21 protein-coding genes are annotated in these 25,289 nt (G+C 45.7%); 13 read left to right on the forward strand and 8 right to left on the reverse strand.

The features are described 5' to 3' along the window. Positions 1-2: 2 nt before the first annotated feature. Positions 3-1,109, reverse strand: coding sequence for an LPS export ABC transporter permease LptF (lptF, locus tag ELS82_RS07940; RefSeq protein ID WP_134835020.1), 1,107 nt, complete (start codon positions 1,107-1,109; stop codon positions 3-5). A 191-nt stretch (positions 1,110-1,300) separates the two neighbouring features. On the opposite strand from lptF, the gene pepA reads away from it, so the two are divergent. The 3 genes from pepA (at position 1,301) to ELS82_RS07955 (ending at position 6,440) form a co-directional block, all read left to right on the forward strand. Continuing rightward, entirely contained in the window at positions 1,301-2,809 is a 1,509-nt protein-coding gene (gene pepA / locus ELS82_RS07945) for a leucyl aminopeptidase (protein ID WP_134835021.1), read from the forward strand. Positions 2,810-2,878: 69 nt separating this feature from the next. Further along, the gene (locus ELS82_RS07950) at positions 2,879-3,328 is read left to right on the forward strand and encodes a DNA polymerase III subunit chi (RefSeq protein WP_134835022.1); all 450 of its coding nucleotides are present in this window, start codon (positions 2,879-2,881) and stop codon (positions 3,326-3,328) included. A gap of 238 nt (positions 3,329-3,566) precedes the next feature. Further along, positions 3,567-6,440, forward strand: a complete 2,874-nt coding sequence (locus ELS82_RS07955; RefSeq protein WP_134835023.1) for a valine--tRNA ligase — start codon at positions 3,567-3,569, stop codon at positions 6,438-6,440. Positions 6,441-6,523: 83 nt separating this feature from the next. On the opposite strand, the gene ELS82_RS07960 is transcribed toward ELS82_RS07955, so the two are convergent. The 3 genes from ELS82_RS07960 to rapA all read right to left on the reverse strand — a co-directional run bounded on the left by ELS82_RS07960 (position 6,524) and on the right by rapA (position 11,403). Continuing rightward, a complete protein-coding gene (locus ELS82_RS07960) occupies positions 6,524-7,486 on the reverse strand; it encodes a D-2-hydroxyacid dehydrogenase (RefSeq protein WP_134835024.1) in 963 nt (320 codons plus the stop codon). A 37-nt stretch (positions 7,487-7,523) separates the two neighbouring features. Further along, positions 7,524-8,261, reverse strand: coding sequence for a bifunctional tRNA pseudouridine(32) synthase/23S rRNA pseudouridine(746) synthase RluA (gene rluA / locus ELS82_RS07965; protein WP_134835098.1), 738 nt, complete (start codon positions 8,259-8,261; stop codon positions 7,524-7,526). Positions 8,262-8,493: 232 nt separating this feature from the next. Next, positions 8,494-11,403 carry an RNA polymerase-associated protein RapA gene (rapA, locus tag ELS82_RS07970; RefSeq protein WP_134835025.1) on the reverse strand — a complete coding sequence of 970 codons (2,910 nt, stop codon included), beginning with the start codon at positions 11,401-11,403 and terminating at the stop codon, positions 8,494-8,496. A gap of 472 nt (positions 11,404-11,875) precedes the next feature. Between rapA and ELS82_RS07975 the strand changes: the two genes are divergently transcribed. From ELS82_RS07975 to ELS82_RS07995, 5 genes are all read left to right on the forward strand, one after another. Then, complete coding sequence (locus ELS82_RS07975) at positions 11,876-13,252, forward strand: PhoH family protein (protein ID WP_134835026.1); 1,377 nt, start codon at positions 11,876-11,878, stop codon at positions 13,250-13,252. A gap of 118 nt (positions 13,253-13,370) precedes the next feature. Further along, on the forward strand, positions 13,371-14,375 hold the full coding sequence (locus ELS82_RS07980) for an ornithine carbamoyltransferase (protein ID WP_134835027.1): 1,005 nt from the start codon (positions 13,371-13,373) through the stop codon (positions 14,373-14,375). Between the two features lie 255 nt (positions 14,376-14,630). Beyond that, positions 14,631-15,560, forward strand: a complete 930-nt coding sequence (pyrB, locus tag ELS82_RS07985; RefSeq protein WP_134835028.1) for an aspartate carbamoyltransferase — start codon at positions 14,631-14,633, stop codon at positions 15,558-15,560. Between the two features lie 17 nt (positions 15,561-15,577). Then, positions 15,578-16,039, forward strand: coding sequence for an aspartate carbamoyltransferase regulatory subunit (gene pyrI / locus ELS82_RS07990; RefSeq protein WP_134835029.1), 462 nt, complete (start codon positions 15,578-15,580; stop codon positions 16,037-16,039). Between the two features lie 136 nt (positions 16,040-16,175). Then, a complete protein-coding gene (locus tag ELS82_RS07995; RefSeq protein WP_134835030.1) occupies positions 16,176-16,565 on the forward strand; it encodes a RidA family protein in 390 nt (129 codons plus the stop codon). Between the two features lie 75 nt (positions 16,566-16,640). On the opposite strand, the gene ELS82_RS08000 is transcribed toward ELS82_RS07995, so the two are convergent. After that, complete coding sequence (locus ELS82_RS08000) at positions 16,641-16,832, reverse strand: hypothetical protein (protein ID WP_134835031.1); 192 nt, start codon at positions 16,830-16,832, stop codon at positions 16,641-16,643. A gap of 97 nt (positions 16,833-16,929) precedes the next feature. Continuing rightward, positions 16,930-17,865: a malate dehydrogenase gene (mdh, locus tag ELS82_RS08005; protein WP_004415726.1), complete on the reverse strand. Its 936-nt coding sequence runs from the start codon at positions 17,863-17,865 to the stop codon at positions 16,930-16,932. Between the two features lie 331 nt (positions 17,866-18,196). Here mdh and argR point away from each other — a divergent pair, with 331 nt between their 5' ends. The 5 genes from argR to ELS82_RS08030 all read left to right on the forward strand — a co-directional run bounded on the left by argR (position 18,197) and on the right by ELS82_RS08030 (position 23,873). Beyond that, complete coding sequence (gene argR, locus ELS82_RS08010; RefSeq protein WP_004415727.1) at positions 18,197-18,667, forward strand: transcriptional regulator ArgR; 471 nt, start codon at positions 18,197-18,199, stop codon at positions 18,665-18,667. A 332-nt stretch (positions 18,668-18,999) separates the two neighbouring features. Further along, positions 19,000-19,968, forward strand: a complete 969-nt coding sequence (locus ELS82_RS08015; RefSeq protein ID WP_134835032.1) for a TAXI family TRAP transporter solute-binding subunit — start codon at positions 19,000-19,002, stop codon at positions 19,966-19,968. A gap of 227 nt (positions 19,969-20,195) precedes the next feature. Beyond that, entirely contained in the window at positions 20,196-22,775 is a 2,580-nt protein-coding gene (locus tag ELS82_RS08020) for a TRAP transporter permease (protein WP_134835033.1), read from the forward strand. A 100-nt stretch (positions 22,776-22,875) separates the two neighbouring features. Then, the gene (locus ELS82_RS08025; protein ID WP_053437936.1) at positions 22,876-23,313 is read left to right on the forward strand and encodes a universal stress protein; all 438 of its coding nucleotides are present in this window, start codon (positions 22,876-22,878) and stop codon (positions 23,311-23,313) included. A gap of 167 nt (positions 23,314-23,480) precedes the next feature. Continuing rightward, positions 23,481-23,873 (forward strand): DUF2061 domain-containing protein, encoded by a 393-nt coding sequence (locus ELS82_RS08030; protein ID WP_134835034.1) that lies wholly within the window; start codon positions 23,481-23,483, stop codon positions 23,871-23,873. Here ELS82_RS08030 and ELS82_RS08035 read toward each other — a convergent pair. Together ELS82_RS08035 and rraB are read right to left on the reverse strand one after the other, a co-directional pair. Then, on the reverse strand, positions 23,870-24,670 hold the full coding sequence (locus tag ELS82_RS08035) for a glycosyl hydrolase 2 galactose-binding domain-containing protein (RefSeq protein WP_134835035.1): 801 nt from the start codon (positions 24,668-24,670) through the stop codon (positions 23,870-23,872). The genes ELS82_RS08030 and ELS82_RS08035 overlap by 4 nt on opposite strands. A 130-nt stretch (positions 24,671-24,800) precedes the next feature. Then, positions 24,801-25,214: a ribonuclease E inhibitor RraB gene (gene rraB / locus ELS82_RS08040; RefSeq protein WP_134835036.1), complete on the reverse strand. Its 414-nt coding sequence runs from the start codon at positions 25,212-25,214 to the stop codon at positions 24,801-24,803. Positions 25,215-25,289: the final 75 nt, after the last annotated feature.

Below are 25,289 nucleotides of genomic sequence, written 5' to 3' on the forward strand. Positions count from 1 at the left end.
ACTTACGCTGCCTTATTCTTTCTTTGTCTTAGTTTATCTTTAAAGCGGCGAACAGGAATACTGTCCATCGAGTTAATACCGATTGCGGTCAACAGCAGTGCTGCGTTAATTGGCCACATACCCACCATGGTAGGGATTGAGCCATCTTCCAACGCTGACTTAGTCGCACTGATCGATAAGAAATACGCTAAGTAAATCAAAATCGCTGGCCCCATCTTGGCAAAACGTCCCTGACGAGGGTTAACTGCAGATAATGGCACCACCAACATCGTTAGTAGTGGGATACAAACCACCAGAGAGATTCGCCACTGCAGCTCAGCTTGAGCGCGTGGATCAGGATTTTTCATCAGCTCCAGAGTCGGCAGCGCTTCCCAGTCTCGACCTTTACGTTTCACATCTCGTTGGCCGATAAGACCTTCATACTGGTCAAACTCTGTCACCATGTAGTCAACACGAGTGGGGACACCCTCATAGCGAGTACCGTCGTACATACGAATAACTTGGCGACCGTCACTGAGCTCTTTCACTTCACCTGACTGTGAAAAAGAAACACTCGGTAAAATTGAATCGCGTGGTCGCATCTGAGCAACGAACACATGTTTAAGTTGCTTGCCGTCGATATCATCAATAAACACTACCGAGGAACCATCCGGGGTACCTTGGAATTGGCCCTTCTTCAGTAAATCAACACTATTTTCAGCTTCCACTTCTTCCTGAAGCTGTACTAGCTTATCTTGGCTATACGGCGCAAAGTAGAACGAGTTGAAGCCAGCAATTAGGCCAGTAATCACCGCTAGGTATAGCGCAGCACGGATCAGGAATTTGTTACCAATCCCTGTCGCGTTCATCACAGTAATTTCACTTTCCGCATACAGGCGACCAAATGTCAGCAAAATACCTAAGAATAAACTCAGCGGCAGCATCAATAATCCCATTGATGGCATGCTCAATGCGACATAGTGCATGACCAAACTTGCCGGGATATCACCATCTGAGGCATCAGCCAGTACTTTGATCAATTTTTGGCTGAGGAACACTAAAAACAGGATAAAAAATATCGCTAATTGACTCTTCAGTGTCTCGCGGATCAAATATCTAACAATAATCACGCTGAAATTACCTATACAAAACTTGTTTTTTTAATTGAATCACTATAATTTCCCGTTGAACCTTTTATTTTTAAATTTTTTGGCTAACTGTTAATACGCTTATTTAAAGATAGTTCCGAGTAAGGAATCAACAAGTAAGATGGCATTATCTAACATTTAGTTCTATTTGTCTTCAGGATGTAGGAGTACGCATGGAGTTCAGTGTAAAAAGTGGCAGTCCAGAGAAACAGCGCAGCGCGTGTATCGTTGTAGGCGTGTTCGAGCCACGTCGCCTTTCTCCAGTTGCTGAGCAGCTAGATAAAATCAGTGACGGCTATATCAGCTCATTGCTTCGCCGCGGTGACCTGGAAGGTAAACCGGGGCAAATGCTCCTGCTTCATCAAGTACCAGGAGTGCTATCTGAGCGCGTTCTACTCGTCGGTTGCGGCAAAGAACGTGAGCTAGGCGAGCGCCAGTACAAAGAAATTATTCAAAAGACCATCAACACACTTAACGAAACAGGTTCGATGGAAGCAGTATGTTTCCTAACTGAACTGCACGTTAAAGGCCGTGACACCTACTGGAAAGTACGTCAGGCAGTTGAAGCAACTAAAGACGGTCTTTACACTTTTGATCAATTCAAGAGCCAAAAGCCAGAAACGCGTCGCCCACTACGTAAGCTAGTATTCAACGTACCAACACGTCGTGAGCTAAACCTTGGCGAGAAAGCGATCGCACACGGTCTAGCAATCTCTTCTGGTGTGAAAGCATCGAAAGACCTTGGCAACATGCCGCCAAACATCGCTAACCCTGCTTACCTAGCTTCTCAAGCACGTCGCCTAGCGGATGACTACGAGACAGTGACAACTAAGATCATTGGTGAGCAAGAGATGGAAAAACTGGGTATGACTTCATACCTAGCAGTAGGTCGCGGTTCTAAAAACGAATCTATGATGTCTATCATGGAGTACAAGGGCAACCCAGATTCAGATGCGAAACCAATCGTTCTTGTTGGTAAAGGTCTAACCTTCGATTCAGGCGGTATTTCACTTAAGCCAGGCGAAGGCATGGATGAGATGAAGTACGACATGTGTGGTGCAGCATCGGTATTCGGTACCATGAAAGCGCTAGCTAAGCTGAACCTACCAATCAATGTTATTGGTGTTCTAGCAGGCTGTGAAAACATGCCAGGCAGCAACGCTTACCGTCCAGGTGACATCCTAACAACTATGTCAGGTCAAACAGTTGAAGTGCTAAACACTGATGCTGAAGGCCGTCTAGTACTGTGTGATGCGCTGACTTACGTTGAGCGCTTTGAACCTGAGTGTGTGGTTGATGTAGCAACGCTAACGGGTGCATGTGTTATCGCACTAGGCCACCACATCAGCGGCGTTATCTCAAACCATAACCCTCTATCTCACGAACTGGTTAACGCTTCTGAGCAAGCAAGCGACCGTGCATGGCGTCTACCAATGGCAGACGAGTACCACGAGCAGCTGAAGAGCCCATTTGCGGATATGGCAAACATCGGCGGCCGCCCTGGCGGTACTATTACTGCGGGTTGTTTCCTATCTAAGTTCGCGAAGAAATACCACTGGGCGCACATCGACATCGCAGGTACTGCGTGGAAGTCTGGTGCTGCGAAAGGCTCAACGGGCCGTCCAGTCTCAATGCTTGTCCAATTCTTGCTTAACCGCAGTGGCCAAGACGCAGAGGAATAATCCTCACATTGTTTAAAAGGGCCGCAAGGCCCTTTTTTGTATCTCTCGATTAAGTAGACTGAGACAAGCATGGCAAACGCGACGTTTTACATCATCACTCCCGACTCTCCTCAAGCGAAAGCTAAAGGGTTTGGTGAGTATGTACTGTTTCTTGCTAAGCATTTTGCCAAACAAAACGCTAAGGTTTATCTCAACTGCCATGACAAAGCTCATGCCGAACAGATTGCTGAATTGTTCTGGCAAGTCGATGCCAAAGAGTTTATCGCCCATAATCTCGTTGGCGAAGGGCCGAAATATGCCACCAACATTGAAATCGGCTACCAAGGAGTGAGACCTTCTTGGAATAGACAATTAGTAATAAATTTGGCGGAAAATGATACAACCTTTGCGAACAAGTTTGCTGAGGTGGTAGACTTCGTCCCTTGCGAAGAAAAAGCCAAGCAACTGGCGCGAGAAAGATATAAAATCTACCGCCAAGCGGGCTATCAGCTACAAACGATCGAGATCGCGCACAGCTAGCAGCAACAAAATATGCAACCGGTCAATCTTTATAGTTAAGCTCTCCACTTAGAGAGTTCACTTATAATGATTGACTCAGATTTACCATCAACCAGATAAGATTTTCTCTAAATAGTTGGGCTTAGAGCAAGGCAACAAATGAGCAAATCCCTATGAATATACCTTGAGTATTTGATTAGGGTTTGTGAATGCTGTTAACGCCGCTATCAGCCCAAATATGACGAGAAAAAAGGCGACTATGGAAAAGACATATAACCCAACTTCAATCGAACAAGCTTTATACCAAGCTTGGGAAGAGAAAGGCTACTTCAAGCCACACGGTGACACGACTAAAGAAGCTTACAGCATCATGATCCCGCCACCGAACGTCACTGGTAGCTTGCACATGGGCCACGCGTTCCAAGATACGATCATGGATACTCTAATCCGTGCTGAACGTATGAAGGGTAAAAACACTCTTTGGCAAGTAGGTACTGACCACGCTGGTATCGCAACTCAGATGGTTGTTGAGCGTAAGATCGCTGCAGAAGAAGGCAAAACTAAACACGATTACGGTCGTGATGCTTTCATCGACAAAATCTGGGAATGGAAGAACGAGTCTGGTGGCACTATCACTAAACAGCTTCGTCGCCTTGGCGCATCTGTTGACTGGGATCGTGAGCGCTTCACAATGGATGACGGCCTGTCTAACGCTGTTCAAGAAGTATTTGTTCGCCTATACGAAGATGACCTAATCTACCGTGGTAAGCGTCTAGTAAACTGGGATCCTAAACTGCACACTGCAATTTCTGATCTTGAAGTTGAAAACAAAGACAAAAAAGGCCACATGTGGCACTTCCGCTACCCGCTAGCAAACGGCGTGAAAACAGCTGAAGGTAAAGACTACATTGTTGTTGCGACCACTCGTCCTGAAACAATGCTTGGTGATACTGGCGTTGCTGTGAACCCAGAAGATCCACGTTACAAAGATCTTATCGGTAAAGAAATCCTACTTCCTATCGTTAACCGTCTGATCCCTATCGTAGGCGATGAGCATGCAGATATGGAAAAAGGCACGGGCTGTGTGAAGATCACGCCTGCGCACGATTTCAATGACTACGAAGTTGGTAAGCGTCACCAACTGCCAATGATCAACATCCTAACCTTCAACGCTGATATCCGTGATGCGGCTGAAGTATTCACCACTAACGGTGAAGCAAGCGATGTTTACTCTACTGAGCTACCAGCTAAATACCACGGTATGGAGCGTTTCGCTGCTCGTAAAGCTATCGTTGCTGAATTCGAAGAGCTTGGTCTTCTTGATGAGATCAAAGATCACGACCTAACGGTACCTTACGGTGACCGTGGTGGCGTGGTTATCGAACCAATGCTAACAGACCAATGGTACGTACGCGCTGCACCTCTTGCAGAACCAGCAGTTAAAGCAGTTGAAGATGGCGACATCCAGTTCGTACCTAAGCAATACGAAAACATGTACTTCTCTTGGATGCGTGACATTCAAGACTGGTGTATCTCTCGTCAGCTTTGGTGGGGTCACCGTATCCCAGCATGGTACGACAACGACGGCAACGTATATGTAGGTCGTACTGAAGAAGAAGTACGTGCCAACAACAACCTTGCACCTGTCGTTGTTCTTCGCCAAGACGACGATGTACTCGATACATGGTTCTCTTCTGCGTTATGGACGTTCGGTACTCAAGGCTGGCCTGAGCAAACTGAAGACCTGAAGACATTCCACCCTTCAGACGTGCTAGTAACCGGTTTCGACATCATCTTCTTCTGGGTTGCACGTATGATCATGATGACCATGCACTTCAACAAAGATGAAAATGGTAAAGCGCAAGTACCATTTAAGACAGTTTACGTAACGGGTCTAATCCGTGACGAAAACGGCGACAAAATGTCTAAGTCTAAAGGTAACGTACTTGACCCTATCGACATGATCGATGGTATCGACCTTGAGTCTCTAGTAGAGAAGCGCTGTGGCAACATGATGCAGCCTCAGCTAGCGAAGAAGATCGAGAAGAACACACGTAAGACTTTCGAAAACGGTATCGAACCATACGGTACTGACGCACTGCGTTTCACCCTTGCTGCTATGGCTTCAACTGGCCGTGACATCAACTGGGACATGAAGCGTCTTGAAGGTTACCGTAACTTCTGTAACAAGCTATGGAACGCAAGCCGTTACGTACTGATGAACACAGAAGAGCACGATTGTGGCATGTCACTATCTGCAGAAGACCGTGCAAGCATGGAATTCTCTCTAGCAGATAAGTGGATTGAATCTCAGTTTGAACTAGCAGCGAAAGAGTTTAACGCTCACCTAGACAACTACCGTCTAGACATGGCAGCAAACACGCTTTACGAATTCATCTGGAACCAATTCTGTGACTGGTACCTAGAGCTAACTAAACCGGTTCTATGGAAAGGTACAGAAGCTCAGCAACAAGCAACTCGCTACATGCTGATCACAGTTCTAGAGAAGACCCTTCGCCTTGCTCACCCAGTGCTTCCTTACATCACTGAATCTATCTGGCAGAGCGTTAAGCCGCTAGTAGATGGTGTTGAAGGCGACACTATCATGACTCAAGCGCTTCCTCAGTTTAACGAAGAGAACTTCAACGCTGAGATCGTAGAAGACATCGAATGGGTTAAGACTTTCATTACTGCTATCCGTAACCTACGTGCAGAGTACGACATTGCACCTAGCAAAGGTCTAGAAGTAATGATCAAGGTTGCTAACGAGAAAGACGCGGCGCGTATCGAAGCGAGCAAGGTGGTTCTGAACTCTCTTGCGAAACTAGATAGCCTAACTGTTCTTGCAGGCGACGCTGAGACTCCAGCATGTGCGACTAAGCTAGTGGGTCAATCTGAGCTGATGATCCCAATGGCAGGTCTGATCGATAAAGACGCTGAACTTGCTCGTCTTGATAAAGAAGTGCAAAAAACGCACGGCGAAATCAAGCGTATCGAAGGCAAGCTAGGTAACGAAGGTTTCGTTGCTAAAGCACCAGAAGCGGTTATCGCGAAAGAGCGTGAGAAGCTAGTTGGCTACCAAGAGACACTAGCGAAGCTTGAAGAACAGAAAGCAACAATTGCTGCGCTGTAATCTTCGCTTCAAGTAGTAAAAACAAAAAAGCTGGTCACTCGACCAGCTTTTTTTATTTCCATATTTCAATTAGTTGCTCAGTTCTACGCCACACGATTTTGTTCGCGACCTTCAACAAACGCAACAATATTATCGATGAGGATATTCGCCAGATTCTGAATCGACGAATCACTTCCCCAAGCAATATGAGGGGTAAGTAACAAATTGGGTAGATGCATGTTGGCAATGAGAGAGTTACTTTCATCGGCTGGCTCATCAGTGAAGACATCAAATCCTGCGCCTCGAATAACTCCGTCTTTTAGAGCGTCAATCAAAGCTTCTTCATCAACTAAACCACCACGGCCTGTATTGATAATGATACTGCTTGGTTTCATCGAACAAAGCTCTTGGCGTCCAATCAAGTGACGAGTTTGTTCGTTAAGAGGACAGTGTAATGTCACCACATCACTAGAAGCCAGAACTTGCTCAAATGGCACATAGCCCTCTCGGCACTGCTCTGCCCCTTTGCGCTCAGCAAACACTACCTGCATGCCCAATGCTTTTGCTAAAGCCGCGGTTGCTTGGCCGAGTGCGCCACTACCAATCACACCCAGTGTTGAACCCGCGGTATCGCTGATCGGGTGAGTAAAGAAACAAAACTGCTTGTTGCGCTGCCATTCTCCGGCAGCAATATCATTGTGATAGCCTTTTAAGTTGCGTTTGAGCGCAAACATCATCGCAATCACATGCTCAGGTACCGACTGAGTGGCGTAACCTTGAACGTTCGCAACAGCAATGCCCAGATCCTTACAGCATTGAACATCGACGTTATTAAACCCCGTTGCAGCAATGGCGATCATTTTTAGCTTAGGTAACTGACTTAAGACATCGCGATCCAAAACCACTTTATTGGTGATGACGATCTGCGCGTCTTGCAAGCGTTCAACAATTTGATCGGAAGATGTCAGATCGTATTCGAGCCATTGATGATCAAATGGCAATTGAGGTAATTCGATCTGTAGAGGGATCGTGGCTCGATCGAGAAAAACAACCTTTGGCAGCGACATAGCTTCTCCTTGTGCTGCCAGCAGTTATCCGTATCTGTTATGGGCGAGGCAGCTTTTTATAGTCAGGTAATTCTTTTACTGGATTGAAATAGTTAAAGATTACGCTGTCTGCTTCAAGATAAAAGTCACATGGGACGAAGATAGTTTGCAGTAGTTCACTATCAGGGTGGTAAAAGCTCAATTCGGCAGCATGTAGCTCAAGTCGCTCAGAAAACTCAAACGCTTCCCCTTCAGAGTAGAACTCATCGCCAACGATAGGGTGACCTAGTGCTTGCATATGAACTCTTAATTGATGAGAGCGCCCAGTAATCGGCAATAGACGCACAATCGCAGTTTTCTCTTCCTGCTTAACCACCTGATACAAAGTCTGCGATGGCTTGCCATCTTGATAGCACACTTTCTGTTTCGGGCGATTTGGCCAATCACCAATCAAAGGTAAATCAACTTGTCCACTTTGCTGCTCAGGGTGTCCCCATACTCGCGCATAGTAGACTTTGTGGGTGAGACGATATTGAAACTGCTTTTTAAGCGAACGCTCTGCCTCTTTATGCTTGGCAAATAGCATCAAGCCCGAGGTATCCATATCCAGTCGATGTACCACTTGAATGTCTGGATAGGTTTCGACCAAACGTGACCAAATACTGTCATAGTGCTCCGCCAAACGACCTGGAACAGAAAGTAGTCCAGAAGGCTTGTTCGCCACTAAGATGTGCTGATCTTCAAATACGATATCAACCCAAGGTTCACGCGGCGGGTTGTATTCGGTCATTGCCATGAAAGAATCTCTATCCGATAAAAACAAAAACGCCACTTCGATAGTGACGAAGGAGCGTAGTTGGGAATCTCTAACCATTTAAGAGATTCCTGACATTTCGTTCCTCAATTCAGGAATGACGCATTTTGGTCATTCCCGATAACGACGAAGGAGTGTAGTCGGGAATCTCTAACCTATTGAGAGATTCCTGACATCTCGTACCTCGATTCAGGAATGACGTGTGAAGCGAAAATTAGTTATGCGATACAACAATCATACGTAGAGAATCCAATTGATACTGAGCTTGGCTGATGTAGCCCGTTAGCTCTTTGATTTGCGCATCAATCGCTTCAATCTCTTCATCACGAATGTTCGGGTTAACCGCTTTCAACGCTTGCAGACGTTCTAGCTCAGAGTTCAAACTTGCTTGCATCTCTTGTTGAGCTTGATTACGAATTGCCTCAACTTTCTCGACAATCAGCTTCTCGCCCGCTTCAATCAGTTGATGCACTTGCGCTTGAACTGACGCCACGAGCTTAGTCGCAATATGACGACCAACAGGGCTCAGCTGACGGTTAAAGCTCTCAAACTCGACTTGAGCAGAAAGGTCATTGCCTTTACCGTCCAACATCATACGAATAGGTGTAGTCGGTAGGAAGCGGCTAATACCACTGCGCTTCGGCGCTTGCGCATCTACCTTGTACACCAGCTCAAGTAGTATGGTGCCAACAGGTAGCGCCTTGTTCTTCAGCAGTGATACCGCAGTAGCACCCACTCCTTCGCTCATCAGCAAGTCGATACCACCTTGAATCATCGGGTGTTCCCAACTGATAAAGTTCATATCTTCACGTGACAGCGCTGTTTCGCGATCAAAGGTAATGGTCGCACCTTCGTACGGTAGGCCTGGGTAGCTTGGTACTAACATGTGCTCAGATGGCGTTACAACTAGGGCATTTTCGCCTTTGTCATCTTGATCGAGGCCAATGGTATCAAACAGGCTTAGCGCAAAAGTGACTAGGTTTGTATCACCATCGGTTGCAGAAATTTTCTCAACGATCGCTTGCGCTTTATCGCCGCCGTTTGAGTGCATCTCTAGCAGTCGGTCACGACCTTGCTCTAGCTGCGCTTTAAGCTCTTTGTTCATTGCTGCAGATTCAGCAATCACTTCATCCAAATCACTGGTGTCACCAGACGCAAGCATCTCGATAAGGCGATCTGAGTATTGGTCATACACAGTGCGGCCCGTTGGACACGTTTCAGCAAAGGCATTAAGACCTTCATCGAACCAACGCGCAAGAATCGCCTGCGAAGTACCTTCAAGGTACGGCACATGAATATCGATATCGCGATTTTGACCGATGCGGTCCAAACGACCAATACGCTGCTCAAGCAGGTCTGGGTTGAACGGCAAGTCGAACATCACTAGCTGGTTAGCAAACTGGAAGTTACGACCTTCCGAGCCAATCTCACTACAGATCAGAACCTGTGCGCCGCCCTCTTCTTGAGCAAAGTAAGCTGCTGCTTTATCACGCTCAAGAATCGACATGCCTTCGTGGAATACCGTCGCACGAATACCTTCACGTTCACGCAGTGCTTGCTCTAGCTGTAGCGCAGTACTTGCACGAGAAGCAATAACTAAAATCTTTTCGCTGCGCTTATCGGTAATCTTTTCAAGCAACCAGTTCACACGGCTATCAAATTGCCACCAGCTTGAATCTTCACCTTCAAACTCTTGGAAGATCTCTTCCGGGTACAGGTTTTTCACGGCACGAGCTTCTGGTGAGATCTTACCGCCAATCATGCCTGATACACGCATTGAAGTAGTGTACTGCTGAGGAATCGCCATTGGTAGCAAATTAACGTTACGAACTGGGAAGCCTTTGATTGCTGCACGAGTGTTACGGAACAACACTCGCCCAGTACCGTGACGGTCCATTAGGTTATCAATCAGCTCTTGGCGCGCTGCCGCTTTGGCTTCTTCATCACTGTCGCTTTCAATGATGCGGAACAGTGGCTCGACATCTTGCTCTGAAAGTAGCTCAGTAATTTGGTTCTTGGCTTCGTTTTCTAGCTTTTGGCCTGAGAACAAGGCACTGACTGAGTCAGCAACTGGCGCATATTGCTCTTCTTCTTTGACGAACTCTTCGTAATCAAAGAAGCGGTCTGAATCGAGCAGACGTAGACGCGCAAAGTGACTTTCGCGACCAAGCTGTTCTGGCGTTGCCGTTAGCAGTAATACGCCAAGTGTACGCTCAGCTAAACCTTCAATCACTTGGTATTCACGGCTTGGCTTCTCAGGGCTCCACTCAAGATGGTGCGCTTCATCGACAACCAGTAGATCCCACTCACCTTCTAAAGCTTGTTCAAAGCGTTTACGGCTCTTACGTAAGAAATCGAGCGAACACAGTACATATTGCTGTGTATCAAATGGGTTGTCTGAGTCAGCAAACGCTTCGATGCAGCGCTCTTCGTCAAAGATAGAGAAGTGCAGGTTGAAACGACGCATCATCTCCACCAACCACTGGTGTTGCAGTGTTTCTGGTACCACGATTAGGATACGCTCAGCACGACCCGCCAACACTTGTTGGTGAATGATCATACCCGCTTCGATGGTTTTACCTAGACCTACTTCATCGGCTAGTAGAACGCGAGGCGCATGACGGCGACCCACTTCATGAGCAATATAAAGCTGATGTGGGATCAGACCGGCACGCATACCACATAGGCCACGCATTGGGCTCTTATGCTGCTCATACTGATTCATCAGAGCGCGGTAACGCAGTACAAAGTTATCCATACGATCGATTTGACCGGCGTATAACTTATCTTGCGGCTTGTTAAAGCGGATTTGGTTACTGAGCATGATTTCACGTAAAACCACACCTTCTTCACCACTGTCTTCACGTTGACCCACATAGCTAAATAGGCCTTGGTCTTCGACCACTTGCTCAACTTTTAGAGACCACCCTTCTTGGCTTTCGATCACATCGCCAGCGTTAAAGGTTACTCGGGTTACAGGCGCATCATTTCGAGCGTAAACTCGGTTTTCTTCAGAAGCTGCAAACATTAGTGTCACAGTACGAGCATCCAATGCTACAACGGTTCCTAAACCTAAATCGCTTTCCGTATCGCTGATCCAGCGCTGGCCCAAAGCAAATGTCATGAATCGACTACCTCATCTATTTAATTCGAAAATGGGTCTATAAATATTAGTTGTTCTTACGCAACTTGAAAGGCAACTGACGAGGAAAAAAGTGTGTCAGCCGCTGCGCAGAAAAAGGTCGCTAATCTTACTCGAAGCTGTGACATTGGTCACGTACAAAGGCCTCAAAAACCAACAATTTTTTCCTCAAGCTGAGCTTGACATCAAAGTGTAAGAAATCAGTGGCACTTCTAACTAAGAGTGTTGAGAAAGACGATTATACTTATTAATGAGTGTGCATCTTTAGTGTCAGAAAAACGTAGGTACGAAAGATGCATTGATAAGATGACGATCAACACGGGTTTGCAGTATTTGTAGTCAAACCATCAGCGATCTCTGATTACCGGGCTACATCTCTGCAAGCAATGCAGGTAGACCACTTCATGCAAAAGTATGAGGGGTAAGCAAGCCGCAAGTCGGCAAGGAGACGCTTATGGGCGATACAGACCGGAAGCTATTTGTCCTCGATACCAATATTCTTCTTCATGAACCACTAGCCATCTACTCATTTAAAGAACACGATGTCGTCGTACCGATGACAGTCCTTGAAGAGCTCGACCGCATCAAAGACAGCAAGCGGGACGTTGCCAGAGATGCTCGCGTTTCTATTCGAGCACTTGAAGCGATGTTTAAAGACGCCACCCCTGACGAAATTTCAGAAGGGATTCCGATCAACAAAGAGCAAGAATCCACCGGCCATATTTCGATATTGGCAGATTTCGAATTGCAAGAAACCGTCAAAGCCTTTGCAGACAAAGCCGGCGACAACCGTATACTCAACGGTGTGCTTTACCTACAAAACAAGCGCGCTCCTCGTGAAGTCATCCTCGTCACCAAAGATATCAACATGCGATTACGCGCCAAAGGTGCTGGGGTGCGCTTTGTTGAAGATTACCGCACCGACCAATTAATCGATGACGTTCAATACCTGACTAAAGGTTTCCAACAAATCGAAGGGGATTTCTGGAGCGGTGTCAGCCAAGTGGAAAGTAAGAATTACGCAGGCAGAACTTACCACACCTTAGACCGAGCACCTTTCGAGCCAACCTACATCAATCAATATGTGATTGATGAAGAGAGTGACTTCGCAGGGCGAGTTGAAGATATTGAGCAAGACACAGTAACGATAAAAGACCTCAGTCGTGAGCGCATGATGCATCGCCGCGCGTGGGACATTACGCCGAAAAACATCTACCAAGGTATGGCGCTCGATGCCCTACTCGACCCTGACATCGATCTAGTAATCTTAACCGGGGCCGCTGGTAGTGGTAAGACTCTGCTTGCTTTAGCCTCGGCACTTGAACAAACCATAGAAAGAGGCGTATTTGATAAGATCATCGTCACTCGTAATACACCAGATATCGGTGAAGCGATCGGTTTCTTACCGGGAAGTGAAGAGGAGAAGATGTTGCCTTGGCTTGCCGCGGTAACGGACACCTTGGAGGCATTACATAAAAATGATCACTGCACTGAAGGATCACTCAAGTACATCTGTGATAAAGCCAATATTCAGTTCAAGTCGATCAACTTTATGCGTGGCCGCTCGATCCAAAATGCCTTTGTCCTGCTCGATGAGTGTCAAAACCTCACCGCTTCGCAGATTAAGACCATTATCACCCGCTGTGGTGAAGGCACCAAGATCGTCTGCTCTGGTAACTTAGCGCAGATAGATTCGCACTACCTTACCCCTGTGACGTCTGGTTTAACCTATATGGTTGAACGATTCAAAAACTTCGAAGGCAGCGCCAATATCCACCTCAACGGTGTGGTTCGCAGCCGCCTTGCGGAATATGCCGAAGAGAATTTATAGTCACTTCTGCCGAGATATAATTCATATCTCGGCATTTATTTAAAATAATTATTCACAAACATTGGCTAGGTATGTTTAACTAACTCCATTAAACGAATAAACATTCAAGGACTGGAGCATGGCCTTTAATCTACGTAATAGAAACTTTGTTAAGCTACTCGATTTCACCCCGAAAGAAATTCAGTTTTTATTGGATCTTTCTGCTGACCTGAAAAAAGCTAAGTACGCTGGTACGGAGCAGAAAAAGCTGGTTGGTAAGAACATTGCTCTGATCTTTGAAAAAGCCTCAACTCGTACTCGCTGCGCATTTGAAGTCGCAGCCTTTGATCAAGGTGCGCAAGTCTCTTACATCGGCCCTTCTGGCTCGCAGATCGGCCAAAAAGAATCGATGAAAGATACCGCTCGCGTACTCGGCAGAATGTACGATGGCATTGAGTACCGTGGTTTTGGTCAAGAGATTGTCGAAGAACTTGGCGCGCATGCTGGCGTACCAGTTTGGAACGGTCTGACCGACGAATTCCACCCAACGCAAATTTTGGCAGACTTCCTCACTATGCTGGAGCATGGTCGTGGTAAACAGCTACACCAAATTAAGTTCGCTTACCTCGGTGATGCGCGTAATAACATGGGCAATTCACTCATGGTTGGCGCGGCAAAAATGGGCATGGATATCCGCCTAGTTGCGCCAAAAGCCTACTGGCCAGAGGCCGAGCTCGTTGAAGAGTGCCAGGCAATCGCACAACACACTGGGGCGAAAATCACCCTGACAGAAAATGTTGAAGAAGGCGTCAAAGGCTGTGATTACCTCTATACCGACGTTTGGGTGTCAATGGGTGAAGCATCTGAAGCTTGGGATGAACGTGTCGCTATAATGACCCCATATCAAGTCAATATGGATGTGATTGAAAAAACAGGTAATCCACAAGTGAAATTCATGCACTGCCTACCCGCTTTCCACAATGATGAAACCACCATTGGTAAACAGGTCGCCGAAAAGTATGGCATGAACGGACTGGAAGTCACCGATGAAGTGTTTGAGTCTGAATATTCGATTGTGTTTGACGAAGCAGAGAACCGCATGCACACCATTAAAGCCGTGATGGTGGCCACACTCGGACAGTAACAACCAGCGAAAGTCGACACAAAAAGCCTCGATGTAATCGCTTGCGTTCACCAATCTTCAGCGTATAATGCTCGGCAATTTGTCTGGAGGTAGTAAAACAATGCCACGTAATTCGTGCTCTAAAAAGCGTATTACACTGGGTAAGCTAACATGCTTACCGGCGTTAGGTTTTTCTATTTCCGCCGATTTTTAAAGCCTCCCATAATGGGGGGCTTTTTTATTGCCTAAATTTAGTACTCAGATGGGAAGATGATTATGACCAACACGCTTTATAACAAGCACATTATCTCAATTCCTGAGCTTTCACGTGAAGAGCTTGAATTGATTGTCAAAACAGCGGGTGAGCTTAAGGCCGATCAAAAACCTGAGTTGATCAAAAACAAAGTGATTGCGAGCTGTTTCTTTGAACCTTCGACTCGTACTCGCCTTTCTTTTGAAACGGCAATCCAGCGCATTGGCGGCAGCGTGATTGGGTTTGATAATGGTGGTAACACTTCACTGGCGAAAAAAGGTGAAACACTGGCTGACTCAGTTCAAGTTATCTCTTCTTACGTTGATGCTTTTGTTATGCGCCACCCACAAGAAGGCGCCGCACGTCTTGCTTCTGAGTTCTCTAACGGGGTACCTGTGATTAACGCAGGTGACGGCGCTAACCAGCACCCGACCCAAACACTTCTCGACCTATTCTCTATTGCGGAAACGCAAGGCCGCCTAGACAACCTTAATGTTGCCTTTGTTGGTGACCTTAAATACGGTCGCACGGTCCATTCACTGACTCAAGCTCTGGCGAAGTTCACTAACGTACGTTTCTTCTTTATCGCGCCTGAAGCGCTAGCAATGCCAGATTACATCTGCGAAGAGTTAGATGAAGCGGAAATCGAGTACAGCCTACATACAGATATGGAAAGCGTCGTACCTGAATTGGATGTGCTGTACATGACTCGCGTACAGAAAGAGCGTTTCGACGAATCAGAGTACGCCCACATCAAATCGGCTTACATCTTAACCGCTGCCTTGCTTGAAGGTGCACGCGAAAACTTGAAAGTGCTGCACCCACTACCACGCGTTGATGAAATCACTGTCGATGTCGATAAAACGCCACATGCGTACTACTTCCAACAAGCTGAAAATGGCGTATACGCCCGTGAAGCTCTGCTGGCACTCGTTCTAAACGATACCCTGTAATCGAGAGGAGAAATACTATGTCTAAAGAAACTCAATTGCAGGTTGAAGCAATTAAAAACGGTACCGTTATCGACCATATCCCAGCTCAAATTGGTATTAAGGTGCTAAAGCTGTTCTCAATGCACAAATCAGAGCAACGCGTCACTGTAGGTCTTAACTTACCTTCTTCAGCTCTAGGCCATAAAGATCTGCTTAAGATTGAAAACGTCTTCATCAGTGAAGAGCAAGCGAGCAAACTGGCGCTCTACGCACCGCATGCAACGGTAAACCAGATTGAAAACTATGAAGTAGTGAAGAAGCTACCACTAGAACTACCTGAGCAAGTCAATAACGTGTTTGAGTGCCCAAATACCAACTGTATTACTCACGATGAGCCAGTAGAAAGCAGCTTTACAGTGTTTGAAAAGAAAGAAGACATTCGCTTGAAATGTAAATACTGCGAAAAAGTGTTCTCACGCGAAATCGTTACTGAGCGCTAGTTCATAAGTTGCCGTTATAGCTGATATTTCAATCTATCCCCACTGCACGTTTAGCGGGGATTTTTTCTTTACGCAGCACGCGATTCGCGGCACACTGAGTTTTCATACTTCCCCCTTAAACAGATGGAACATAATAATGACTAAAGTACTTCACACAGAATCAGCTCCAGCAGCAATCGGCCCATACGTACAAGGCGTTGATCTAGGCAACATGGTTCTGACTTCTGGCCAAATCCCAGTAAACCCAGCAACTGGTGAAGTATCAGCAGATATCGCAGAGCAAGCACGTCAGTCACTAGACAACGTTAAAGCTGTGGTTGAAGCATCTGGCCTAACCGTTACAGATATCGTAAAAATGACAGTATTCGTTAAAGACCTAAACGACTTCGGTACTGTTAACGAGGTTTACGGTAAGTTCTTTGATGAGCACGATGTAGCAAACTACCCTGCACGTTCATGTGTAGAAGTTGCTCGTCTACCTAAAGATGTGGGTATCGAGATTGAAGCAATCGCAGTTCGTAAATAATCGACGCGATTGAGATTAAAAAAGCGAGCTATTTGGGCTCGCTTTTTTATTGCCGCGACTTTTTTACTGCAACTACTAATAGTAACGATCGCAGCCAAGATGCAGTTGTGGATCATCCATTAAATCCTCAACGTCGACCTCAAACTTTTGATGCGAGATACGCTCTTCTATCACCACGGCATGTGCACTCTCATCCACTTCAAGTACGGTTCCAATCCCTTGGCGACATTCAACCAACATCCCTTTTTCAAGTTCACTGATATCCATCTTCCCTCTCCTCTGTTACTTAATAAGTGTACAGCCGAAAAAGAAAAAGGATCAAAAAAGCCGACTCGAAAGTCGGCTTTTACAATTCTGCTTCGTATTAGTTGTTTACGAAATCAACACCTGTTTGGATATCACCATTCAGTGTTTCTAGCATGCCGTCTAGTGCAGACTTCTCGAAGTCACTTAGCTTACCGTAGCTTAGTACTTCTTCCACGCCATCTTTACCCAATTTCACAGGTTGTGCAAAGAATGGTGCGTGCTCGCCATCGCCTTCAACGTAAGCGTACTCAACCACTTCTTCACCTTGTGCTGCTTTCACTAGCGCTAGACCAAAGCGACATGCCGCTTGACCCATAGATAGAGTTGCAGAGCCGCCGCCCGCTTTCGCTTCAACAACTTCAGTACCTGCGTTTTGGATACGCTTAGTTAGCGCTTCTACTTCTTCAGCCGTAAACTCAACACCTTCAACTTGAGAAAGTAGCGGAAGAATAGTTACGCCTGAGTGACCACCGATAACTGGTACACGAACATCACCTGGATCTTTGTCTTTTAGATCCGCAACAAATGTTTCAGAGCGGATAACGTCTAGTGTCGTTACACCAAATAGACGACGCTTATCATAAACACCTGCTTTCTTAAGAACTTCAGCTGCAATTGGCACAGTCGTGTTAACTGGGTTTGTGATGATACCCACTAGTGCTTTTGGACAAACATCAGCGATTTTCTGAGCAAGAGACTTCACAATACCTGCGTTAACGTTGAATAGGTCAGCGCGGTCCATACCTGGCTTACGAGCTACACCTGCAGAAATTAGAACCACGTCCGCACCTTCTAGTGCAGGAGATGGATCTTCACCAGCGTAACCTTTGATCGATACTGGCGTTGGGATGTGGCTTAGATCTGCCGCAACACCCGGAGTAACCGGAGCGATATCATAAAGGGCTAGATCTGAACCTGCAGGAAGGCGGTTTTTCAGTAGTAGGGCTAGGGCTTGACCGATGCCACCAGCGGCACCAATAACGGCTACTTTCATCGTAGTTCTCCTTGAGATGACTCTCTTATATATGTTTTGTAAGTCGATTTGAAATCGGTGTGTTCAACCTATAGTAATCACAAGATGATTACAAATGATTAACGTCAGCTTTGCGACCTTGCGCAAGCCATCAAAATCAGGCTTCACACCTTTACGCCATTATGTTCTTAATCCTTTTGGATAACAAAGAATTAAACGGTTTTCTGTCAATAAATCCTGCCAGTTTTACAGTGATTTGCTAGACAGAATTTAGGTTTAGCATTGGCACATATTGCATACCTATGCGAGAATATTCACTTGCTTTTTATAAAACAAACATAGAAAGAGAACCATGCGCCATTCAGAAAAACAAGATAACCTCGTTCGCGCTTTTAAAGCCCTACTTAAAGAAGAACGTTTCGGCTCCCAAGGCGATATTGTGGAAGCTCTTAAAAACGAAGGGTTCGATAATATCAACCAGTCAAAAGTGTCTCGTATGCTGACCAAGTTTGGTGCGGTACGTACACGTAATGCCAAAATGGAGATGGTTTACTGTCTTCCTGCTGAACTGGGGGTACCAACGGTATCAAGTTCACTGCGTGAGTTAGTGCTCGATATCGATCATAACAACGCGCTTGTTGTGATTCACACCGGACCAGGTGCTGCCCAACTTATCGCTCGCCTACTTGATTCACTAGGTAAAGCGGAAGGCATCTTAGGCGTCGTTGCCGGTGATGACACTATCTTTATTACTCCAACACTATCAATTACCACAGAGCAGCTGTTTAACTCGGTGTGTGACTTGTTTGAGTACACAGGCTAGTTTCATATAAAACAACCAAATACAAATTGCGCCGCCAAATTTGCGGCGTGATTGAGATCACATCTTAAAAAAATCATACCTTAGTTAACCCCATCACGTAACACGATGATTTTAAAGAACTTTAACCTTGAAATAATCCTAATACATTAGGTTAATATTCAGGCTTTTTGCCTATATTCTTTAACATCCGTGTAATTATGTGCCAATTTTTTGCTATTATTCAGCCACTTTTTCAACATACGGATTGAAAAAGATGCCGTTTCCAGCAAGAGGAAACGCCCAAAGCAACTACACTTGCTAAGGGTTAATAATGAATAAAGGAAGGGAAATTCATGGCATTGAACAAACTTATTAAAGTTGGCGCTATTGCTGCAGCAGTAATGGGCGCAGGCGCAGTTAACGCTCAAGAGTTCATCACAATCGGTACAGGTTCAGTAACAGGTGTTTACTACCCAACTGGTGGTGCAATTTGTAAGCTAGTTAACAAAGGCCGTAAAGACCACAACATTCGTTGTTCTGTAGAATCAACTGGTGGTTCAATTTACAACGTGAATACTATCCGTGCAGGCGAACTAGACTTCGGTATCGTTCAGTCTGACTGGCAGTACCACGGTTACAACGGTACAAGTAAGTTTGCTGAGCAAGGCCCATACAAAGAGCTACGCGCAGTGTTCTCTCTACACACAGAACCGTTCAACATCATCGCTCGTAGCGATGCTGGTATCGAAAACGTTTCTGACCTAAAGGGTAAACGTGTAAACATTGGTAACCCTGGTTCTGGTGACCGTGCAACAATGGGTGTTGTAATGGAAGCTATGGGCTGGACTAACGATGACTTCAAACTGGCTTCTGAGCTAAAAGGTTCTGAGCGTTCACAAGCACTTTGTGATAACAAGATTGACGCATTTGTTTACGTTGTTGGTCACCCGAATGGTTCTATCAAAGAAGCAACAACTTCATGTGATGCGAAACTAGTTTCTGCAACTGGTGCGAAAATCGATGAAATCGTTGCAAACAACCCTTACTACGCATTCAGCACAGTTCCTGCGGGCATGTACCGTGGTACTGATAAAGACGTAAACAGCTTCGGTGTTGCCGCAACTATGGTAACAACAACGAATGTTTCTGATGATGTAGCGTACAACGTAGCAAAAGCTGTATTCGAAAACTTCGATACATTTAAGCGTCTACACCCAGCGTTCGCTAACCTGAAGAAAGAAGACATGGTTCAAGCTGGTCTTTCTATCCCTCTACACCCAGGTGCAGAGAAATACTACAAAGAGATCGGCCTACTTAAGTAAGCACTCTTTGATGACTAAGGAGGCATAGCGCCTCCTTAGTTAATATCACTGTAGTCAAAGCACTACACTCTATTTTGGGTTTCACATTCTTGAAACTCTTTCTCGTTTTATACCTAAGAAAAACACACAACTGAGCAATATTTCATCTTTTCACTACACTAAAAGATGCTAAATAAAGGTTCTCATAACCATAATTATACGGACCATTTATAATAAGGATTAAGTACATGTCGAAGACAAACACTCCGTCTCAAGATGTGCAAGAAATGGTGGCTCAATCCGATACTGGTGCACGCGCTCCTTCTGGGCTGTCTGGTCGCATCTTATGGTTTGTGCCGCTATGTTGGTCACTGTTCCAACTTTGGTACGCTTCCCCTCTTCCATTTATTTTTAATTTTGGCGTACTCAACGATACTGAAGCGCGTTCTATACATTTAATGTTTGCTGTATTCCTTGCCTTTACGGCTTACCCAGCAATGAAGAGCTCGCCAAGGGATAGCATTCCTGTTATCGACTGGTTGCTGGCATTAGCTGGTGCCTTCTCTGCCGCATATATTTATATTTTTTACACTGAACTCGCGGGGCGCTCTGGAGCACCAACCTCATTTGATATTGTCATTGCTGTAACAGGCATGGTGCTATTACTTGAGGCAACACGCCGCGCTTTAGGTCCACCACTGATGGTGGTTGCGGCAGTATTCTTGCTCTACACATTTGGCGGCCCTCATATGCCAGATGTGATTGCACACAAAGGTGCAAGCTTAAACAAGGCGATGTCTCACCTGTGGCTAACTACTGAAGGTGTATTTGGTGTCGCACTAGGCGTATCAACGTCATTTGTATTCTTGTTTGTACTGTTTGGCGCCATGCTTGAACGTGCGGGTGCAGGTGCTTACTTCATCAAGGTGGCATTCTCGCTATTAGGCCATATGAAAGGCGGTCCAGCGAAAGCAGCAGTTGTTGCTTCTGGCTTGTCAGGCCTAGTGTCAGGCTCATCGATTGCTAACGTAGTAACCACAGGTACTTTCACCATTCCACTGATGAAGCGTGTTGGCTTCCCAGGGACTAAAGCGGGTGCGGTAGAAGTCGCGGCTTCAACGAACGGTCAGCTAACTCCACCAATCATGGGTGCTGCAGCATTCTTGATGGTTGAGTACGTGGGTATCTCTTACGTTGAAGTCATCAAAGCGGCGATCCTGCCTGCTCTGATTTCTTACATCGCACTTATCTACATTGTTCACCTTGAAGCCTGTAAAGCCGGCATGACTGGTTTACCTCGTCGTCACACACCGAAGTTCATTCATAGCCTACTGTCGTTTACTGGCACTATCCTAGGCCTATGTATTCTAAGCGGTGCGGTCTACTACGGTGTTGGCTGGACGAAAGATGTCTTTGGTGAAGCAGCAACACCTATCGTTACTGTTGCTTTACTGGTTGCTTATGTCGCACTGGTAAACATCTCAGCCAAGTACGCTAAAGAAGGCGCGATTGAGATTGATGCTGAGCTCACTGAAGTACCTGATCCAGGTCCGACGATTAAATCGGGTCTGCACTTCTTGCTACCAATCGTTGTTTTGGTTTGGTGTTTGACGGTTGAACGTTTCTCGCCGGGTCTATCCGCATTCTGGGCAACCGTGTTCATGATCTTTATCTTGATCACGCAGCGTCCATTGATTGCGATTCTTTCTAAGGAAGGCAGTCTTGCTGAGCAAACTAAAGCAGGTTTTGTTGATCTCGCTGAAAGTTTAGTTTCAGGTGCTCGTAATATGATTGGTATCGGTGTTGCGACAGCAGCAGCGGGTACCGTTGTTGGTGTGGTAACGCTTACGGGTATCGGTCTGGTTATGACGGACTTTGTTGAGTTTATCTCTGGCGGTAACATCATCTTGATGTTGCTATTTACCGCTGTGATCAGCTTGATCTTAGGTATGGGTCTACCAACAACCGCTAACTACATCGTTGTATCAACACTGATGGCACCGGTAATTGTGACTCTTGGTGCGCAAAGTGGCTTGATCATTCCATTGATCGCAGTCCACCTATTTGTGTTCTACTTCGGTATTTTGGCTGATGATACTCCGCCTGTTGGCCTGGCTGCTTTTGCGGCCGCAGCGATTGCCAAATCGGATCCGATCAGAACCGGTATTCAAGGTTTTACTTACGATATCCGAACGGCAATCTTGCCATTTATGTTTATCTTCAACACCCAGCTACTGCTGATGGGTATTGATAGTATTTGGCACTTGTTGCTGACGATCTTCTCTTCGATTGTGGCGATGCTGATCTTCTCTGCTGCAACGCAGGGCTGGTGGTTTACTAAGAACAAATGGTGGGAAACTGTCCTACTGCTTGTGTTGACCTTTACCTTCTTCCGCCCAGGTTTCTGGTGGGATGAGATCTACCCAGCGAAGATCATGCACCCAGGTACTGAGATCGCGCAGATTACTGAAAAGATGAAAGTCGGTGAAGAGATCGAGCTATTGGTAGCAGGTGAAAACCTAGAAGGCGACTACATTTCTAAAACGGTACGTTTGCCTTTTGAAGACCGTGCGACAACAGCCGAAGAACGCATTGCCTCAATGGGTCTAATGCTAAATGATGCCAATGGTCGTATGTTGGTTGATATGGTCGAGTTCGGTAGTCCTGCGGAAGCAGCAGGCGTCGATTTTGACTGGGAAATTCGTTCTGTGGTTGTCGATGCAGACCGTCCAATGAAGGAGTGGGTATTTGTCCCAGCGTTACTTCTTCTAATTGGTCTGGCAATGAACCAGAGAAGACGAGCTCGAAAGGAACAGCTGAGCGCGTAACTTAATCAGCCCTACTCGATGAGTGGGGCTACAATTAAGCTAAGGATGCATTAACTCCCCCTTAAAGAGTTCTTTAAGGTGCACAATAAGAGAAATAATGATGTATAAGCAGATTCTTGTTCCTGTTGATTTAAACGACAAAGGCTTTTCAGATAAAGCGGTCGAGTTAGCCGTTTGGCACGCGAAACACTCTAACGCTGAAGTGCACATTCTCAATGTGTTACCTGGCATCCACATGTCAATGGTCGCAACTTACTTCCCGAAAGATGCGGCGCTAAAAATGAAAGCGGATGTGGAAAAGCAGCTTAAAGAGTTTGCGGCAAACCATATTGCTGATGACGTGGTGTACAAGGTACATGTGACTGAAGGCAAACCTTACTCAACCATCTTAGAGTTTGCCGAAAAGTTAGGTGCGGATCTGATTGTTATGCCAAGCCACAAACGCTCTAAAATTGATAAAGTTGTACTTGGCTCGGTTGCAAGCAAAGTGGTTCAGAACTCCCCTATCAATGTGCTGGTGGTTAAGCCTCAAGGCTAATTGACGACTACCAACTCCAAATAATAAAGGCGCGTAATGCGCCTTTTTTTCGTCAGTTAGAAAATCAATAGGTATCACCTATTAAAACTATTGCTACAACCCAATTCAATTAATGCGAATAATTATCAATAATAGCAACATCAAGTTTACTCGACTAGGTTATTGTTATGAAAAAGACACTCACATTCGCTGCTATTCACTTCACTATCGCGTTCACAGTCGCGTATGTATTAACAGGTGATATTCTGATTGGTAGTCTGATTGCAATGATCGAGCCGACCGTAAACTCAGTGGCTTTCTACTTCCATGAGCGCATTTGGCAACAAAGCACAGCACTTCAGAAATTGGCTCGTTCTGCCAAGGTGAAAACCGCTAGCTTTGCCGTTGTACACTTTAGTGTTGCTTTTGGTGTGGTGTATCTATTGACGGGTGATGCATTTGTTGGCGGTATCATGGCGGCAATTGAGCCAACCATCAATACCTTTGCATACTACTTTCATGAAAAGGTGTGGCTACGTAAGCAAGAAGCCACACTACACTGGGGATGTGCTCACGCTTAAAGTGGGTAGTGGGATACACACATATCTTTACTTAACCCGATGTGTAAACGTCGGGTTTGCCCATCTAAAGTCACTTCCAACAGATATAAATCATCAAGGTTCGGCTTTTCAGCATCGGCATAAATTGGCGCTTCAATTTGGAAAAGTGCGCTGGTGTGATTATCACGCACATCAATTGGCAGGTGGTAAGTCATACCATTGAACTTGACGGCCGCCGACACAAGCCCTGGAGAATAGGTCTGATAGTGCAAATCGACCAGAAACTCACAGCCACCACCGTGGTGCCAAATTTGCTCCGTAGTGATGTGCTCTAAACGTATGTTGCGGATAAATTGCAGGTAAGGCTCTTTCCAAATCCCAATTCGGCTATCAAGCTTTTGGTATTGCTGCTCGCCGAGTGGGCACACTTCTGGCTGATCTTCTTCAAACAACAGTTCCTCTTCTTCTTCAAGAAACAGAACCTCAAAGCGGTTTCGACCTAACTGCATATAAGGGCGAATATCTTTCTTATATTCAGCTTGGCTGCCATCGCAATCAAATACAGCGACACCGTTCAAACGCACTTCAGCATGATAGTCGACCCCACCGATCACAAGATCGATCGCAGGAAACGCCATCATCGCTTCGTCCACTTCAATATCATGCATCAAGTGCCACTCTTGCGCAGCAATCTCTGCCTCAGATAATGAGTCAGGAAGCTTAGCGCTTAAAGGAGCAGGAAAAGTGATGTCATTTTGTGGAATAGATAGGTCCGTAAGCGGTGAAATCTGCCAAAGACCAGCAAGTGAAAGCTGCATAAACCCTTTTATTAATTGAGCTAGATCAAGTTTGTGAGATTATAAAGCAGCCCATGTGATAAAGATACAAAAATGCCAGTCACTGGGACTGGCATTCTCAATTCTAATTTAACGAGCAAAAAGCTGTTAATTACTCTTCGTCATCTTCTTCTTCAGGGTAAAGCGCATCTTCGCCTTCGTAGTAAGTACCCCAACCATCGTAGATGATGTCGTATTTCTCTGCTAGATGGATAAGCTTTTCAACCTGTGCATCAATGGAATCTGCATTTAACGCAGATTCCATTGTCGCATCACAACAAAGCAGTTTTTTGCCGTCTTCGTCTTCCGTTTCTTCAGCTTCAAGAACTTCAAAACCCATCTTAAATGCTTCAACTACCGCTTTTTCTAGGGTATTGAAATCTTCAGCGAAAAGGTGGTGTTCGATCTCATATAAAGCATCTGGCTCACTGCCATCTTCTAACAAAGCTTGGATAATATCGCGAGTCTCTTCCTTTTGAATCTCAATTAATTCTTCAACAGATAGATATTCATCTTCGTGAGACATAAGTCGTGCTCCAGATAGTGACAAAATAGATCGTAATTTACAGCGACGAAATATCGCATGGATCCAGCTAAATTA

This window comes from Vibrio ouci (assembly GCF_004551525.1).
In the GTDB taxonomy this organism is placed as follows: Bacteria; Pseudomonadota; Gammaproteobacteria; order Enterobacterales; family Vibrionaceae; genus Vibrio; species Vibrio ouci.